The organism is Lysobacter sp. KACC 24251, assembly GCF_057747755.1.
Window position 1 is genome coordinate 2,052,604 of the sequence record NZ_CM173222.1, and the last position, 12,609, is coordinate 2,065,212.

At 61.4% G+C, this 12,609-nt stretch carries 15 protein-coding genes; 5 read left to right on the top strand and 10 right to left on the bottom strand.

Going from position 1 to position 12,609, the window contains the following annotated elements; genetic code table 11:
* Positions 1 to 95: 95 nt before the first annotated feature.
* From AC3ARF_RS09585 to AC3ARF_RS09595, 3 genes are all read left to right on the top strand, one after another.
* Positions 96 to 1,166 (top strand): YadA-like family protein, encoded by a 1,071-nt coding sequence (locus tag AC3ARF_RS09585; RefSeq protein WP_498927378.1) that lies wholly within the window; start codon positions 96 to 98, stop codon positions 1,164 to 1,166.
* Positions 1,167 to 1,174: 8 nt separating this feature from the next.
* On the top strand, positions 1,175 to 1,342 hold the full coding sequence (locus tag AC3ARF_RS09590) for a DUF5710 domain-containing protein (protein WP_498927380.1): 168 nt from the start codon (positions 1,175 to 1,177) through the stop codon (positions 1,340 to 1,342).
* Between the two features lie 175 nt (positions 1,343 to 1,517).
* Positions 1,518 to 1,946: a helix-turn-helix domain-containing protein gene (locus AC3ARF_RS09595; RefSeq protein WP_498927382.1), complete on the top strand. Its 429-nt coding sequence runs from the start codon at positions 1,518 to 1,520 to the stop codon at positions 1,944 to 1,946.
* 53 nt (positions 1,947 to 1,999) lie between these two features.
* On the opposite strand, the gene AC3ARF_RS09600 is transcribed toward AC3ARF_RS09595, so the two are convergent.
* The 7 genes from AC3ARF_RS09600 to AC3ARF_RS09630 all read right to left on the bottom strand — a co-directional run bounded on the left by AC3ARF_RS09600 (position 2,000) and on the right by AC3ARF_RS09630 (position 9,111).
* Positions 2,000 to 2,695: a murein L,D-transpeptidase catalytic domain family protein gene (locus tag AC3ARF_RS09600; protein WP_498927384.1), complete on the bottom strand. Its 696-nt coding sequence runs from the start codon at positions 2,693 to 2,695 to the stop codon at positions 2,000 to 2,002.
* A gap of 151 nt (positions 2,696 to 2,846) precedes the next feature.
* Positions 2,847 to 3,287 (bottom strand): hypothetical protein, encoded by a 441-nt coding sequence (locus AC3ARF_RS09605; protein ID WP_498927386.1) that lies wholly within the window; start codon positions 3,285 to 3,287, stop codon positions 2,847 to 2,849.
* A 92-nt stretch (positions 3,288 to 3,379) separates the two neighbouring features.
* Positions 3,380 to 6,337, bottom strand: coding sequence for a type IV secretory system conjugative DNA transfer family protein (locus tag AC3ARF_RS09610; protein WP_498927388.1), 2,958 nt, complete (start codon positions 6,335 to 6,337; stop codon positions 3,380 to 3,382).
* Between the two features lie 8 nt (positions 6,338 to 6,345).
* Positions 6,346 to 6,882, bottom strand: a complete 537-nt coding sequence (locus tag AC3ARF_RS09615; protein ID WP_498927390.1) for a hypothetical protein — start codon at positions 6,880 to 6,882, stop codon at positions 6,346 to 6,348.
* A gap of 51 nt (positions 6,883 to 6,933) precedes the next feature.
* Entirely contained in the window at positions 6,934 to 8,055 is a 1,122-nt protein-coding gene (locus AC3ARF_RS09620) for a hypothetical protein (protein WP_498927392.1), read from the bottom strand.
* Entirely contained in the window at positions 8,052 to 8,720 is a 669-nt protein-coding gene (locus AC3ARF_RS09625; protein ID WP_498927394.1) for a hypothetical protein, read from the bottom strand. Before AC3ARF_RS09625 ends, AC3ARF_RS09620 begins: the two co-directional genes overlap by 4 nt.
* A 13-nt stretch (positions 8,721 to 8,733) precedes the next feature.
* Positions 8,734 to 9,111: a hypothetical protein gene (locus AC3ARF_RS09630; RefSeq protein WP_498927396.1), complete on the bottom strand. Its 378-nt coding sequence runs from the start codon at positions 9,109 to 9,111 to the stop codon at positions 8,734 to 8,736.
* Positions 9,112 to 9,502: 391 nt separating this feature from the next.
* Here AC3ARF_RS09630 and AC3ARF_RS09635 point away from each other — a divergent pair, with 391 nt between their 5' ends.
* Positions 9,503 to 9,844 carry a hypothetical protein gene (locus AC3ARF_RS09635; protein ID WP_498927398.1) on the top strand — a complete coding sequence of 114 codons (342 nt, stop codon included), beginning with the start codon at positions 9,503 to 9,505 and terminating at the stop codon, positions 9,842 to 9,844.
* Positions 9,837 to 10,766 (top strand): HNH endonuclease signature motif containing protein, encoded by a 930-nt coding sequence (locus AC3ARF_RS09640; protein ID WP_498927400.1) that lies wholly within the window; start codon positions 9,837 to 9,839, stop codon positions 10,764 to 10,766. Before AC3ARF_RS09635 ends, AC3ARF_RS09640 begins: the two co-directional genes overlap by 8 nt.
* A gap of 1 nt (position 10,767) precedes the next feature.
* Here the strand turns inward: AC3ARF_RS09640 and AC3ARF_RS09645 are convergent, their stop codons facing one another.
* The 3 genes from AC3ARF_RS09645 to AC3ARF_RS09655 all read right to left on the bottom strand — a co-directional run bounded on the left by AC3ARF_RS09645 (position 10,768) and on the right by AC3ARF_RS09655 (position 12,543).
* Entirely contained in the window at positions 10,768 to 11,496 is a 729-nt protein-coding gene (locus AC3ARF_RS09645) for a hypothetical protein (RefSeq protein ID WP_498927402.1), read from the bottom strand.
* 133 nt (positions 11,497 to 11,629) lie between these two features.
* Positions 11,630 to 11,938: a hypothetical protein gene (locus AC3ARF_RS09650; RefSeq protein ID WP_498927403.1), complete on the bottom strand. Its 309-nt coding sequence runs from the start codon at positions 11,936 to 11,938 to the stop codon at positions 11,630 to 11,632.
* Complete coding sequence (locus AC3ARF_RS09655) at positions 11,935 to 12,543, bottom strand: ParA family protein (RefSeq protein ID WP_498927405.1); 609 nt, start codon at positions 12,541 to 12,543, stop codon at positions 11,935 to 11,937. Before AC3ARF_RS09655 ends, AC3ARF_RS09650 begins: the two co-directional genes overlap by 4 nt.
* Positions 12,544 to 12,609: the final 66 nt, after the last annotated feature.

A 12,609-nucleotide genomic window follows, 5' to 3' on the forward strand; every position in this document is an offset into this window, starting at 1 on the left:
TCGGCTCGCGTCAAGGCATGCAGTCGGCGAGACGTTGACGCGCGCGGATCTAGAGGTATCGATGAGGTGTAGCCCATCCCCACAAGGATCAACCGATGAAACTTAAGATTGCACTTACCGTGCTGTTGCTTTCTGCACTTCCATTCGCAGCATCCGCGCAAGATGGATGCGTGATCATGAAGACAGCCACAAACCCCGCCCCTGTGTCCACCAACGGTGGATATGCGCAAGGCCCCGGTTCCATGGCTGACGGACGCGGGGCCGTCGCCGATGGAAATGGCCGCTCTGGCGCCACTCCCGGTGGCTACGTAGGAGCTACGGCACGCGGCGCTGGCGCGCAGGCACGCGGCAGCAACACAACCGCTAACGGCGCCAACGCATCCTCGCTGGATGACGGTGCAACCTCCAATGGTGCGCAGGCCAACGCGTCCGGATGCCTATCAACGGCCAATGGTTCATTGGCGAATGCTTCGGGCGATCACTCAACTGCGAATGGCGCGCTCGCTAATGCATCTGCGACCAACGCGAAGGCCGATGGCGCGGGTTCGCAGGCCACTGACATTGACACCACGGCGGACGGCACGGGTGCCCGCGCTACGAACGTCGGAGCGTCTGCCAGCGGCGCCTTTGCCGAAGCCAGTGCATCAAAATCGACCGCCCAAGGCGCTTATGCGAAGGCTCGGGCCCACAACTGTGTAGCTATTGGAGCAAACAGCGAGTGCACGCAGGTCAATGAATACAGCGTCGGCAACGCCACAATGAAGCGGAGGGTTACCAATGTAGCCGACGGTCGGATCGAACAGAACTCAACGGATGCCATCAATGGCCGCCAAATCTGGGCAATCCAGCAAGACTGGAACGACCGTTGGGATAACGTCAACACCCGCGTTACCAACGTTGAGAACCGCCTGACTGGTATTGAGGGTCGCATTGACACGGTCGGCGCCCAAGCTGCGGCCATGTCCCTAATGGCAGGAACTTCTTCTGGCTTGGCGCCAGGTGAAGTCGAGTTTGCAAGCGCCTGGGGCCAGTATGGCAACAAGGCAGCGTTCGCGGTCGGGTTGAAAGCGCGGCTGTCAGAGCGCTCGTCGATGACGATGGGTTTCAGCATTGCCCCTAACGGCAAAGCGATGGGTGGCATCGGCTTCTCCTATCGCCTGCGGTGATCTGAACGATGGCTCGCATTTACTTCATCGTTCCCTATATGCGACGAGAGTTCGCAAAGAAGTTCGGCGCAGGATGGGATCCAGCAGCACGGGCGTGGTATGCCGAGACCGAAGACGTGCTTGCCAGGATGCGCAAGCACTTCGTGGAGATAGGCGGAGAGTCAAGGTTGGACTAGGAGGGTTCCGCGCGGTGCATGGACCGCGCTGGGCAGCCGGTGCCCGGGGATTGATACCGGCAGGCGGGAGAGAGCACGGTCAGACTCTTTAACGCCACACGGGCTCCTATGGGGCCCGTGCTTTTGATAACACGGAGTCGTATAGACTGGAACGCCTCGTTGTCGGGCAAACCGAATGCCGAACCTAAGCACTGTCATCAAAAGCGAGATCACTCGTTTGGCTCGCAAGGAGATCAAGGCCGCTGTTGATCCTCTGCGTAAAGCAGGCGCCGGCTACCGCCGGGAGATTGCTGAGTTAAAGCGCCAGGTCGCAGCACTGCAGCGCGATCTAAAGTCTGCTTCCCGTGCGCCACGAGCTCAGCCGCAGGAGGCGAGCGATGGCAAGAAGACACGCTTCGTTGCGAAAGGGTTGAAGTCCTTGCGTTCGCGCCTGGGCCTATCCGCTGCGGACTTCGGGCTTCTCGTGGGCGCAAGTGGGCAATCGGTTTACAACTGGGAGGCCGGCAAGACTGTTCCTCGCCAAGGTCAGCTAACCGCGATTGCCTCAGTCCGAGGACTGGGTAAGCGCGAGGCGATGAAGCGCCTGGAGAGCCTATCCCGGTAAAGCTCCTTGCCCACGGGCGCACACCGCCAAGGGGTGTCTTGTGGGGTTTAGGATCAAGCTTGGCAGATCAGACCTGCATCCATCGCCGGAGCCGCAGTCATAGCAAACTGGCGAGCAAACGGGTCTTCGACTTGCTTCATCTGCTGGGCGAACTCCAAGGCCGCAGGACAGGAGATCGCCACCGTATCCAACCCCTGCCCCTCTGCGTCGATCCAAAGCATCGTGTCCTGCATCCCGAGCTTGTCGAGCTTCTGCATGATCTCCGGGCGCACCGCGGGGCAACCCCAGGAGCGACCGACTTTCCCCGGAGAGACGTAGTTCGACGCGTGGATGACGACGGCGCGCTGACGGGCCTTGTCATTGAAGCCGGGGGTCAGGCCATCGAGGCGGTAGCTCCACCCAGGGTTCTTGCCCTGGTAGCGCTCCGAGACCTTATAGAGGCCAAGGCTTGTTGCGTTTGAGTTTGGCGTGTTGGAAAACCGCTCCGCGCGCCCGTCGCGATCTGAGTCAGAACCGGAGCCATGCGCCACCCAGTCTTCGATCAATAGGCGAGGCGACCCCGCAACATCCAGCACGAACAGGCGCTTCTCTGAGGCCTTACGCGAAGCATCGAAGATCACGAACTTCTTGACCTCCTGACCGGCGGCACGAGCGCATAGAATTGCGGACTGGGCGCGAATGGCGACTCTTTCTGAAAGCTGCGGGACAGCCTCGTGGATGGTGGGCTGCGGGGGTAGATCGGGGATCATTGCATGGGCTCCTGGAAGTAGATGGAACGAGCAGGTCTTGGCTGCCCTTGTATCCATCGAAACTCCAGATCCGCGCGCGTCAAGGTTTCGGTCAAGGTTTCAAAATGGCAACGGCCTCATGAAGAGGCCGTGGCTGCGTGCGCATCGAGGCTCAGCGACTCAATCGGTGCTTCTTGGTGTTCGGATCCATGTCGAGTTGCTTGGCCTGCTCCTGGCGCTGGCCCGCGACGCGGTCTAATGCGTCCTGTCGATCCGGCACAATCGGCTTGTTGTCCTTCATTACAGGCGCAGCGACTTCCTTCCGCATGGCCACGTCCCACTCTCGGTCATAGCCCTTCGCCTCGGCCTGCTGCTTTGGCTCCTGTTGCTGCTTGGCGTGCCACTGATCGAACTCCATCTCGGAGGTGGCGTGCCGTCCGTGAGCCGTCTTAAAGGCGTCGAACTGCTGCTTGTGTTCCTGCTCGCCCTTGATGATTGCGCTGTTGATGACCTGCCCCTTCACTTCCTGCTGCAATGACTCCTGCGTGGGCGCAGAATGCTGCGTAGCTGCCTGCTGCTCGCGGCGTGCTGCAATTCGTTCTTGAAGGTTCATTTGGATCTCCGGATAGGCCTACCCTCAACCTAAGGCAACGTCCCCGCGCGTCAACGTAAGAACGGGCCCGAAGGCCCGTTCTCGTTCCACACTTACGCTGCCTGCTCGACCGGATTTCGAGCGAACCACGCCTTGGCAAGCGTTCGGTTGAGCAAATCCCGGTTGCCTTCCAGCTGGGCCACCTGGGCCTGATCAGCCTTCGCGATGGCCTCGAATAAGGCAGCTCCCACCAGTTCATCGATCCCAGGGTTGACCGTGAGCGCTGCGACAAAGCTCAGGAAGAGACTGTGAAGCTCGGTCTTGGTCAGGGGCTCCTTGGAAGTCCACTCTGCCTTGAGCAGATCCCGAATGATGGCCTTCATGTGGTTTGCCACGATGGCATCCCGGACAAGCGCCGTCCTCGTGGCGATCTTTTCGTCGGTCAACTGCGGATACTCGATGAAGTCCCAGCGGGGCACGCCACCGCGCATCAGCTTCACCACGGCCGTCTGCCGCTTCAGGTGCCGCCCGCAATCTTCGATAGTCAGCAGAGGACGCACCTTAGACTCACCACTCACGACGGCATGAGCGTTTAGGTTGTCCATCTCTTCAATGGCATCCATACCGTGATAGGTGTCGAACATGGCCGAAGGGTGATAGGTATCCAAGAGCTTCCTACGCTCAGGCACCACAATCCGGCCCGCACCATTACGGCGCAGCCAACGCATTTCCTTAGCGAGCTCGTGGCTCTCGTCAAAGACCACATGGTTGCCTTGTTCACGGATGCTCTGCTCGAACCCAATCACACGCTCGTTAGAACCCATCCAGGATACATACTTACCTTCAGGCAGTTCCTTGGCAAAGATCTCATAGGTGCCATGACTGGACACCAGGATTGCTTTGGACAGGAAGTTGTCCAGGAAGTTGAGCGTAGCCTCGCGGCCCATGCGAGCTAGGTAGGCCTCGGCGTTCTGCGTGGCATAGACGCATGCCCCGCCGTGCTCGCGCGCGACCCCGAGGAAGTTCCTATCCTCGATACCCACCATCTCCTGCGCCTCGTCCACGAGGAAGAGAACTGGCGTTTGCCCCTCTTCAAGCCAGTTGGAGTTCTGGCGACGACGGACACCCGACATCACGCGGTGGCGGATGAGGTTCTGGCAGAGCTTGCCCGCCTCTCCGTATTGGAACTCGGGCAGGCTCATCCCGACCTTGCCGCCACGCAGGCAAATGGTCGGATCCACCCCGGTTTCAGTGCAGGCCCAGGGGCGAAGCTCCGGGCTGCGCATGAGGGGGTCGATCCAGGTCTCCATCACGGCAACCACGGAACCGCGGGTATCGGCAGGCATGGTCCAGAGCTTGTGCGAGAAGTAAATCAATGCAGCAGAGAGCATGGGGCGCCTATCGGCGCCATCGCCCTTACCAAGGTCCTGAGGCAGCAGATCAACAACCTGCTCCACGGCCTTCAAGATCCCCTCGGCGTCTTCGCTCTTATCCTTGATTAGCGTCTTCATCATGTCGATGTTTTCCAGCGTCCAGAACCATTGACGCTGTTCGCCTTGCTTCTCCATGAGCTTGCCGTATTCAACCAGCGCGCGAAGCACGAGGCCGACGTTCAGCAGCAGCGTCTTGGCTGAGCTATTAAAGAACTTCTCGCTGTCAGCCGATTGCTCTTGCTTGGTGGCACCCGCGCCGGCGAGGTCGGAGATCGCCGTCATCACCTCTTCTGGCGCCAGTCCTTCGAGAAGGCCCAGCTTCACACCCGGCACGATCAGCAAGATATTCGGCAGCCCAAGGAAAGGCCTCAAGATCTGCTCGGGCAAAGTGCCCTTGCCGTCGAGGATCAAGATGCCGCCCGCGTCGTTCAGAATCCAGCCGTAAGCGGTAGGCTTCATTTCACACTCAGTCTTGCCGTAGCCAGTCTTGCCGAAGACGTGTTTGTGGGTCATCTGATCTTTCGGCGACTGGCCGACAACCAACCCCTTGTCCGGCGCGAATCCATCGCCGTAGCGAGTGAAGATACCCATCGCAATGCCGTATTCAATGAAGCCGGTCTTATCGGCTTCCGCGTTGACGGCCTGTTTGGTTCGCTCTACGAGATCCGTGTTCGCTTGGCGTCCTACGTCACCACCATACCGAGCAGCCATGAACGCCAGGTTATAGGCGCGGATCTTCCGCTCCTTTCTAACCCACATGTATGGGCCCATGATGGCTGCCAGCCAAACCCAATAGATAGGCTGCAAGAAGCCAGGCAGCACCGTTGCGCACACAACCATGGACCCGCCAACCAAGAAGCAGAACTTAGCCAGACCGAGAACCACGGACTGCGACTTGTCGCGTTTCCCGGTGAATAGAAACACGGCGCAAAACAGAACCGCGAGCAGGAGCAACGGGCCAGCAAGCGCGATCATCGCCCCTTTCAATCCCAGGCCTGCAGACCCGCCACCCAGCAACCCCTTGGCGGCGCCTGCGAACTTCGATGCGCCCGCCATCGAGGCCGAGACGCCGAAGAACGGAAGGCAGGCATCCCAGATGAAGGAACTCCAAACGCCCGTCTTGGAGATCCCGTGCCAAAGAACGGCAAGGCAACCAAACACGCCGACAGCCGAGAGAGCCGCAATCCCCGTGCAGACCGCGGCAAGGAAGTCATGATCCGTTCGGCCCGCAAGCCCTGATACCACCGTAGCAACAGCGCCAAGGACGGCTAGGAGAATGACGATGCCCCGGATCAGCGGAATGGCAGCGCTATTCGAGCCCTGGCTCAGGTCGCTCAGCAAGACCTGTCCCGCCAAGCGACCGCCGCCTGGTGCGCCCCACCAGCGGCTCTTCTCATCCCGCAGGTCTGGCTTCACCGGAATGATCTTGGGAACGAGCTTCATCGAGCCGTCTTCGTTCTTCTCTGGAACGCCATTGCTCCCGATCACGGGCACCATAACGGGCTTTCCATCGAGATCTACCGCGCCTACGGTTTTGGGCACATCGTGGCGCCCCGCCTTCTCGAGGGCGTCCGTCTTAGCCTTTTCAAGCCAGTCGTCCACCGGAAGCCAGTCGCCGAGTTTCATGAAGGTCTTCATAGGTCTCCTTAGTTCATCAGTCCGCGGCGACGTGCCTCGGCGACAATCGCCCGCTCATCGTCATTAAGGGTTTGTTCGGTCTTGCCGGCGGAGCCCATGGCTCGGACGGCCTGGGCAATCTCCGCGTCCTCCATATCGGCCGGCGGTCTGCCCACCGCTTCTACGGACGCCGATACGCCAGGACGCATATGCGCGCCGCTCTGGTTGCCCCCATGCACACCCGACAAGACGGACAAGGCGAGGTAGCCAGCGAGGATTATGGGAAGGGAAAGCAAGGGGACGGCAACTGGCATTAGCCGCCCAACGCCATATTTCAGGTAACGACGGAAGTCGTCGGTCCGAACCTGCAATCGCTGGTATCGAGGATCGCTGGACTCGTCCCCCTTCAACACATGGCGGTCTTCTTGATCCCACCAGAAGTTGTAGGGCATCCCCTTGTCTTTGGCATCAACAATCAGTCGGTCGCCGACCCATTGCATGGCCTTGGAGGCGTAGGTAGATCGGACGTCTCCGAACACCTCCTTTAAACGCGCAAAAACAACCATCTCAATCTCCGTCAGTGGATATCTCTCTTCGTAGCTCGAGATCCGCGCGCGTCAACGTTTGCCGAACTGTTCAAGCTGCTTCCCGAAGTCGCGGATCTGCTCGATCTGCTGCTCCTCTTTCGCCGGCGCAGCCGGAGTGGGAGCCGGTTCGATCTTCTTCGGTTTCTGCTTGGGCACGGGTTTCGGAGTCTGCTTGGACGCAGTGACCACCGGAGCGGGCTCTTCTTTCGGTGCAGGCGCAGTGTCGGGCGCGGACTGCTCGACAACCGGCGGACGCGGAACCTCCTCGACGAAAGCCGGTGCTGGCGCCACCTCTTCAACTGGGGCGGGCACGGAAACCGGAGCCTCGATCTCGGAAGCGGTCGCAGGCTGGACGGAAATAAGTGCCGGCGTGGCCTCTACCTTCGGCGGCCCAACGTGCTCGCCCGCGGGAAGGGTGCTCCACCAGTAGGCACCGCCACCGGCAGCGGCCAGGGCGAGCAACCCGCCCGCGATCCACACGTATTTATTGGTGCGCTTCTCGGCCTGCGCTTCGATCCGCGCTTGCGCTGGTCGATCTGCCGCACGCTCGCTGTCTACCTCGACCACTGCCACCGGATCGGCGACGGGCTGGCGACCCGCGAACGCCTCAACGCTCTCTTGGTGAGCGCCAAGGTGCACCTCTCGTGCCTCATCGTCAGTGGAGTCGAACGCAACCGACACCGACATAGGGGCGGCCATGGTGATGTCTTCACCCCTCAGCGGCTCGATTACATCCGGCAGCTGCCCCATTCCGTTGAAGATCGGGACGCCTTTAGGTTCACGGGCGGGCTCTTCTGGAACTGGGAGAACCGAGCGAACCTCCTCGGGCGTGATGCCTTCCAGAGGCGCTACTTCTTCCGGAGCCGCGGCCTTCGCTTGGGCTTTGGCCTGCGCCCGCCGTTGGTGCTCCTCCTTTAATCGACCCAGGGCGCCGAGCGCAGCCTTGCCGAACTCCTTGCCCTTCTGCGCCGCGATCTCAGCCGCACGCGCCGTCGCTTCACGGGCAGCACGGGAGCGCTCCTCCAGCATCTGGCGTGCCTCGTCGTTGATAAGGCTCTCTTCAACGGGCGCTGGGCGCGGAGCCGCGGAAGGCGCAGGGGTTGCCCCCTGGCCCTCCTCCTCGAAGAGGGAGCCGAGATCGCGCCTGCTCATTTGATCACCGGCACTGGCGAGACGACGATGACCGGAGCCGAGCCGGCGGCGTCGGCGATGGTGACCTTGTCGTTCTTCACCTGGGCACGCAGCTGGGCGGCAACCCAAGCGCGGTCGGACGCGTTGCCGGACACCGAAGCGGTGATGGGCATCGTCTGCTTGTTCAGCACGGCGACAAGCTCACCGATCACGCGGGAGATGTCCGCGTGGCGAGCAGCGACCTTCTTCGCGTCGAGGTTGAGGGTCAGGCTCTCAGCGGCCTTGGTGGTTTCGCCGGCAACCTGGACGTCCCTCTCCTTGACCGATACCACGGCACCGACGGTGACCTTGCCCTTCAAGGCGCGGAACTGGTCAAGCTGGTTACGGTAGTCGGCTATACCGGTGGTGACGCCTGCGGCACCGCATGCGAGAGCGGCAGATGCCAAGTCGGGGCCACCACCGATACCCAAGACCTTGCCGAGAACTCCAAGCCCGACAGTCATAGCGGCAGCAGTGCCACAACCCTTAGCACCTGCCTTGAACGCCGAGCGACGGGCTTCGGCCTTCTCGTCGGCAGAGACGGTGGGCTTGGCCGTTGCTGGCTTCGAGCCAGGAAAGGTGCCGGTGGTGGCGCAGCCCGCGAGCGCGGTAGCGATGGCCGCGGCAAGGATGATGTGCTGTTTCATTTTTGATCTCCTGTTATGTGGAAGTGGAAGGACGGCCGTGCAACTTTTGAAGCAACCCGGACTGGCCGCTCGTCTTCCCGGCGATGGCTTCGCGGAAGCCTTCGAGGAGTTCGGTCTGGGAGTTGCGTATCGAGTCGCGAAGCGCAACGACGATTTCGATGACCTGCTCTTGCAGTTGGGCGTTCTCAGCCCGAAGGGTCATCAGCTCGCGTTCGAGTTCTTCGCGGATTACAGAGGCGGCATCGATTCCGTCGAGCTCACGCTTGTAAACTGAGCGGATATGGGCGGCGACGGAAAGACCGGCGCGTTTAGCGCAGGCATCAGCTCGCTCGTAGTCGTATTCGGTTAGCCGAACAGTTATGGGTTGCATCCCTATGTGGTAATGCAGCATCGGCCCGTGTCAACGTCCCGGGCGCATCGCAGGGTTTTCCCATTGTTTCCAGGGCCCGCAGGGCCGCTCTTGCCTCTGCGGCGCATCGCGCCGCGCATCGCGCTCAAAGCCTTTACGTGCTTGGCTTCTGCCTGGCTTTTGGCGCCAACCGCGCAATCACCGAAGGTGCGGTTGGTGTGTAAGGAAAAGAGCTTCTAGTAGAGATTTGCCTAGACCGTGGGATTGGCAGGAACGCTAGAAGATCTTTTCATGGCTCTTGGTATGGACTGCACGGAGCAGGACAGCGCTCTTGCTTTCGATTTTTGGGGTTGGACTGGCAGCAACTGAACAACCTTGACGCTCGAAGACTGTCTGCTTGTATGAGGGAAGACGAACGAAATCGGATCACCTCATGACCATCAACCCATCAGGAAAGCGTTCACTCACCAGCACCGAGCGAAGCAAGGAATGGCGAGTAAGGAACGCTAACCGGAACAAGCAGCTAGCCTTCGTCATACCTCGGACGGCGCATGAACTCGTGCAACAGGCCGGGGAAAAGTCGGGCTTGTCGATGTCGGGCCTACTGCTCGCTTGCCTCGACTTCCTGAGCGAGACGGACGGGCTCCGCCTGCAGGAACTGGCAGCGGCGCACGGTAAGCTGCACGGGCTGCGCGTGCAGATCGAGGACCCGGACACTGGCCGCGTGTCGAGGGTCCGAGCGGGTCGCTACCGGAAGGGAGCCGCTCATGAATGACGCATTGGCCGCCTTCCTCCGTGAAGTGGAGGCCGATCTATGGACGCTCCGCACGCCTGCGATGGAGAAGTGGCGCAAGAAGCTGGCGGCACCTGTCCCAGGCTCGCCCTGTCAGTTTTGCGGCCAGGTTCCCGACGAGCCCCTCGTGCTGGCCCATACCGTTTCACTAGAGCTCGGCGGCAGCCACGGCAAGGAAAACCTGGTTCCCGGCTGTAAGGCCTGCTTGCAGCGTGCCCAGGTTTCCGACCCCATCACTTGGAAAACCACCCCACGAGATCTCATCCCTTCCCTCGCCGCCCGACGCCTGGAAGCGCTCGCCGTTGCTCAGAACCACTTGCTGCGCACCCGGGAGGAAGCGAAGACCAAGCCCTATGTGGTGAAGCTCCTGCACGGCCGCTGGCAGCATCCCCGCTTCCTGGTGCGAGCCTGTCTAACGGAGCAAGGCGGGCTCCTGGCCTTCGCCCAGCACACCCCCATCCCAGAGGGCATCGCCACCCTGATACGGCTCAATGGAGGCCAGCCGGTTCGAGGCGCGCCCCGCGTCTTCCACACCAAGCCCGAGGGCTTCCACGACCTGGCCTGGCTCCTTATCGAGCGAAACGCGTGGCTTCGCCGCATGGCACCCGAGGGATTTCCAGACCCCACCCCGGATGATGACGGGGCCAGCCGGTGGCATGAAACCTACTCATCGGTTCACGACATCGCCCGCCGCGGGAGGTCGCAACGCGGCCTCGTCGCCCCCACGCCCTGGCACGAGAAGCCGATGGACCCGCGTCAGCGCCGCCATCTGGCCGCGATGCTGGCCCTAAAAACAAACCAGCCACTCGATCAGGAGTGGCTGGAGAATCATCGGCATGCCGACGAAGCGTTCATTGCGGTAGAGCGCCAGCGCCTCGATCGTGCGTGGCGCAACCGTTTCTAGTTCACCCCTCATTGTCCGGGTTCACCGGAGCGCGGAACTGCCCCTTGATCTTGGTGATGCCCAGAGGGTTGCCACCCCTGCCTGACTTGTTGCCCGGCCCGCCGCGGTGGCCGATGCGGTCAACGTCGGACTCGTCATAGAAGGCGTTGTAGGTCGTGGGCTTGTCGTTGCTATCCGGTGTTCCGGGAGCAATCCGCTCCGTCCGCTCGCGCTTGGCGACCATGGCGTGGGCCAGCATCGGCGGGATCCTGCCGCCATCAACAAGAGCAGCAGGAAGGCGCTTCATATCGTCGAGCACATCAACCGGGGCGCCCGCTTCCAGCAGGTAGTTCATGATCTGCTCCTCGACGCACTTCTCGCCCGTGCGAACCAGACGATCCCAACGGACGGACTTCTGCACTTGTCCGAACGCGAACACGGCCAGGTGAAGAGGCGTCAGGCCATTCACGGTCGCCAGGTCCACATTCTCATCAGTGAGGTGGCGGCGGACAGCTTCGAGGTCACCGCGAATGACGGCATCGTGCACTTCCGTGTGCTGACGGCGCGCACGGCGGATCAGGAGAGCGTGCTCATCAGCATTGCCCGACACTGCGAGCTTCCGGTCAGCGACTGCGACCAACTGCTCTTCAAAGCCCGGCTGGCGTGAAATGGACTTGGTCTTCGGCGCGCCTTGGCGGGCGATGGCGTTCATCCGAAGGTTGTTGTAGCGCTCGTCGATGGTCAGTTGCATGGGTTTGGCTCCGTTTGTGGGGGATGGAAAGCGCTTCGCTTCCCTACCCTCAGTCAAAGCCAAACTCGGAAACCGTCAAGAGTTTGGGGCGAAACTCATCAGCGAAGAGTGTGAGATTTCTCACACTCGCCCGTTAGGCCTGTTCGACGATGAGTTGCATGCCCTCCGCCTCGATTTCGTCGAGGGCTTGCTCCACGATGGCGGCGATAGCCACCGTATGACCGCCCTTAGAGAGCTTCTTCAAGCGCGCCAGTGTCTGCCGCGGCATGCGCATGAAAAGACCCGTTGTCGGCCCGCGCGTCTGCGCGAACACCTGCACCCCGGGCTCGCCCTGACGTTTAGTCAGGCGAAAGCATGACTTGGTTGGCTTGCTCGTGGGAAATGCGACGGAGCAGGCGGCATCCGCCGCATCGTCGTTCATCCAATCTTCTTTCTTGCTCATGCAACGCTCCTAAGCTGCGGGGCTTCAACGGCCGCATAGGCCGCGAGCACGTGTTCCAGCACCGCCTCAGCTTCACTCCGAGCCTGCAAGGCATGGGAGATTGCAAGGCCCTCCGAGTAGACCGTCTGCCCGCGCCCGTAGGCCTTGGGGTAGCACGCCCGGTCTCGATACTTGGGGCAGTTCTTGAACACCTGATCCAGGAGCACCCGCTGCTCAGCCCGATCGGTTCGCACCCGCGTAGGCACGGCGATATGCGGCAGCGCCAGCCCTTCCAGCATCGTTCGGCCGCGCCGATACAGTGGATAGGTCGTTGCGTCGAGCAGCACTGGCATCAGCACCAGCCGCCCCGGCAACCCGGTTTCCGGCGGCACGGGCGCGTGGTCATAGATGATGTCGTCAAAGCCCTTGGAGCGTGCCGCGGCCACCACAAAGGGCGTTTCCATGCCCCGGTCGTCTGCACGCTTGGCCCAGACCAGGCTTCCGCTTTGCGGGTCTTGATCGACCACCAAGACGCGACGGCCACGCGCTGCCAGTCCTGCGGCGATGGTGAGCGCCGTCATCGTCTTGCCGGTTCCGCCCTTGGGGATCCAGATTGAAAGTTCCATGTGTCCTCTGCTATCGGGTGATATCAGGTGATATCAGTTGCTATCCACGTCTACCGCACCGTGCCC

Bases quoted from the DNA above. Each gene is read 5' to 3' on its own strand.
- AC3ARF_RS09610 (WP_498927388.1), bottom strand. From the start codon at position 6,337: ATGAAGACCTTCATGAAACTCGGCGACTGGCTTCCGGTGGACGACTGG.
- AC3ARF_RS09620 (WP_498927392.1), bottom strand. From the start codon at position 8,055: ATGAGCAGGCGCGATCTCGGCTCCCTCTTCGAGGAGGAGGGCCAGGGG.
- AC3ARF_RS09650 (WP_498927403.1), bottom strand. From the start codon at position 11,938: ATGAGCAAGAAAGAAGATTGGATGAACGACGATGCGGCGGATGCCGCC.
- AC3ARF_RS09645 (WP_498927402.1), bottom strand. From the start codon at position 11,496: ATGCAACTGACCATCGACGAGCGCTACAACAACCTTCGGATGAACGCC.
- AC3ARF_RS09630 (WP_498927396.1), bottom strand. From the start codon at position 9,111: ATGCTGCATTACCACATAGGGATGCAACCCATAACTGTTCGGCTAACC.
- AC3ARF_RS09585 (WP_498927378.1), top strand. From the start codon at position 96: ATGAAACTTAAGATTGCACTTACCGTGCTGTTGCTTTCTGCACTTCCA.
- AC3ARF_RS09595 (WP_498927382.1), top strand. From the start codon at position 1,518: ATGCCGAACCTAAGCACTGTCATCAAAAGCGAGATCACTCGTTTGGCT.
- AC3ARF_RS09605 (WP_498927386.1), bottom strand. From the start codon at position 3,287: ATGAACCTTCAAGAACGAATTGCAGCACGCCGCGAGCAGCAGGCAGCT.
- AC3ARF_RS09640 (WP_498927400.1), top strand. From the start codon at position 9,837: ATGAATGACGCATTGGCCGCCTTCCTCCGTGAAGTGGAGGCCGATCTA.
- AC3ARF_RS09625 (WP_498927394.1), bottom strand. From the start codon at position 8,720: ATGAAACAGCACATCATCCTTGCCGCGGCCATCGCTACCGCGCTCGCG.
- AC3ARF_RS09615 (WP_498927390.1), bottom strand. From the start codon at position 6,882: ATGGTTGTTTTTGCGCGTTTAAAGGAGGTGTTCGGAGACGTCCGATCT.
- AC3ARF_RS09590 (WP_498927380.1), top strand. From the start codon at position 1,175: ATGGCTCGCATTTACTTCATCGTTCCCTATATGCGACGAGAGTTCGCA.
- AC3ARF_RS09600 (WP_498927384.1), bottom strand. From the start codon at position 2,695: ATGATCCCCGATCTACCCCCGCAGCCCACCATCCACGAGGCTGTCCCG.
- AC3ARF_RS09655 (WP_498927405.1), bottom strand. From the start codon at position 12,543: ATGGAACTTTCAATCTGGATCCCCAAGGGCGGAACCGGCAAGACGATG.
- AC3ARF_RS09635 (WP_498927398.1), top strand. From the start codon at position 9,503: ATGACCATCAACCCATCAGGAAAGCGTTCACTCACCAGCACCGAGCGA.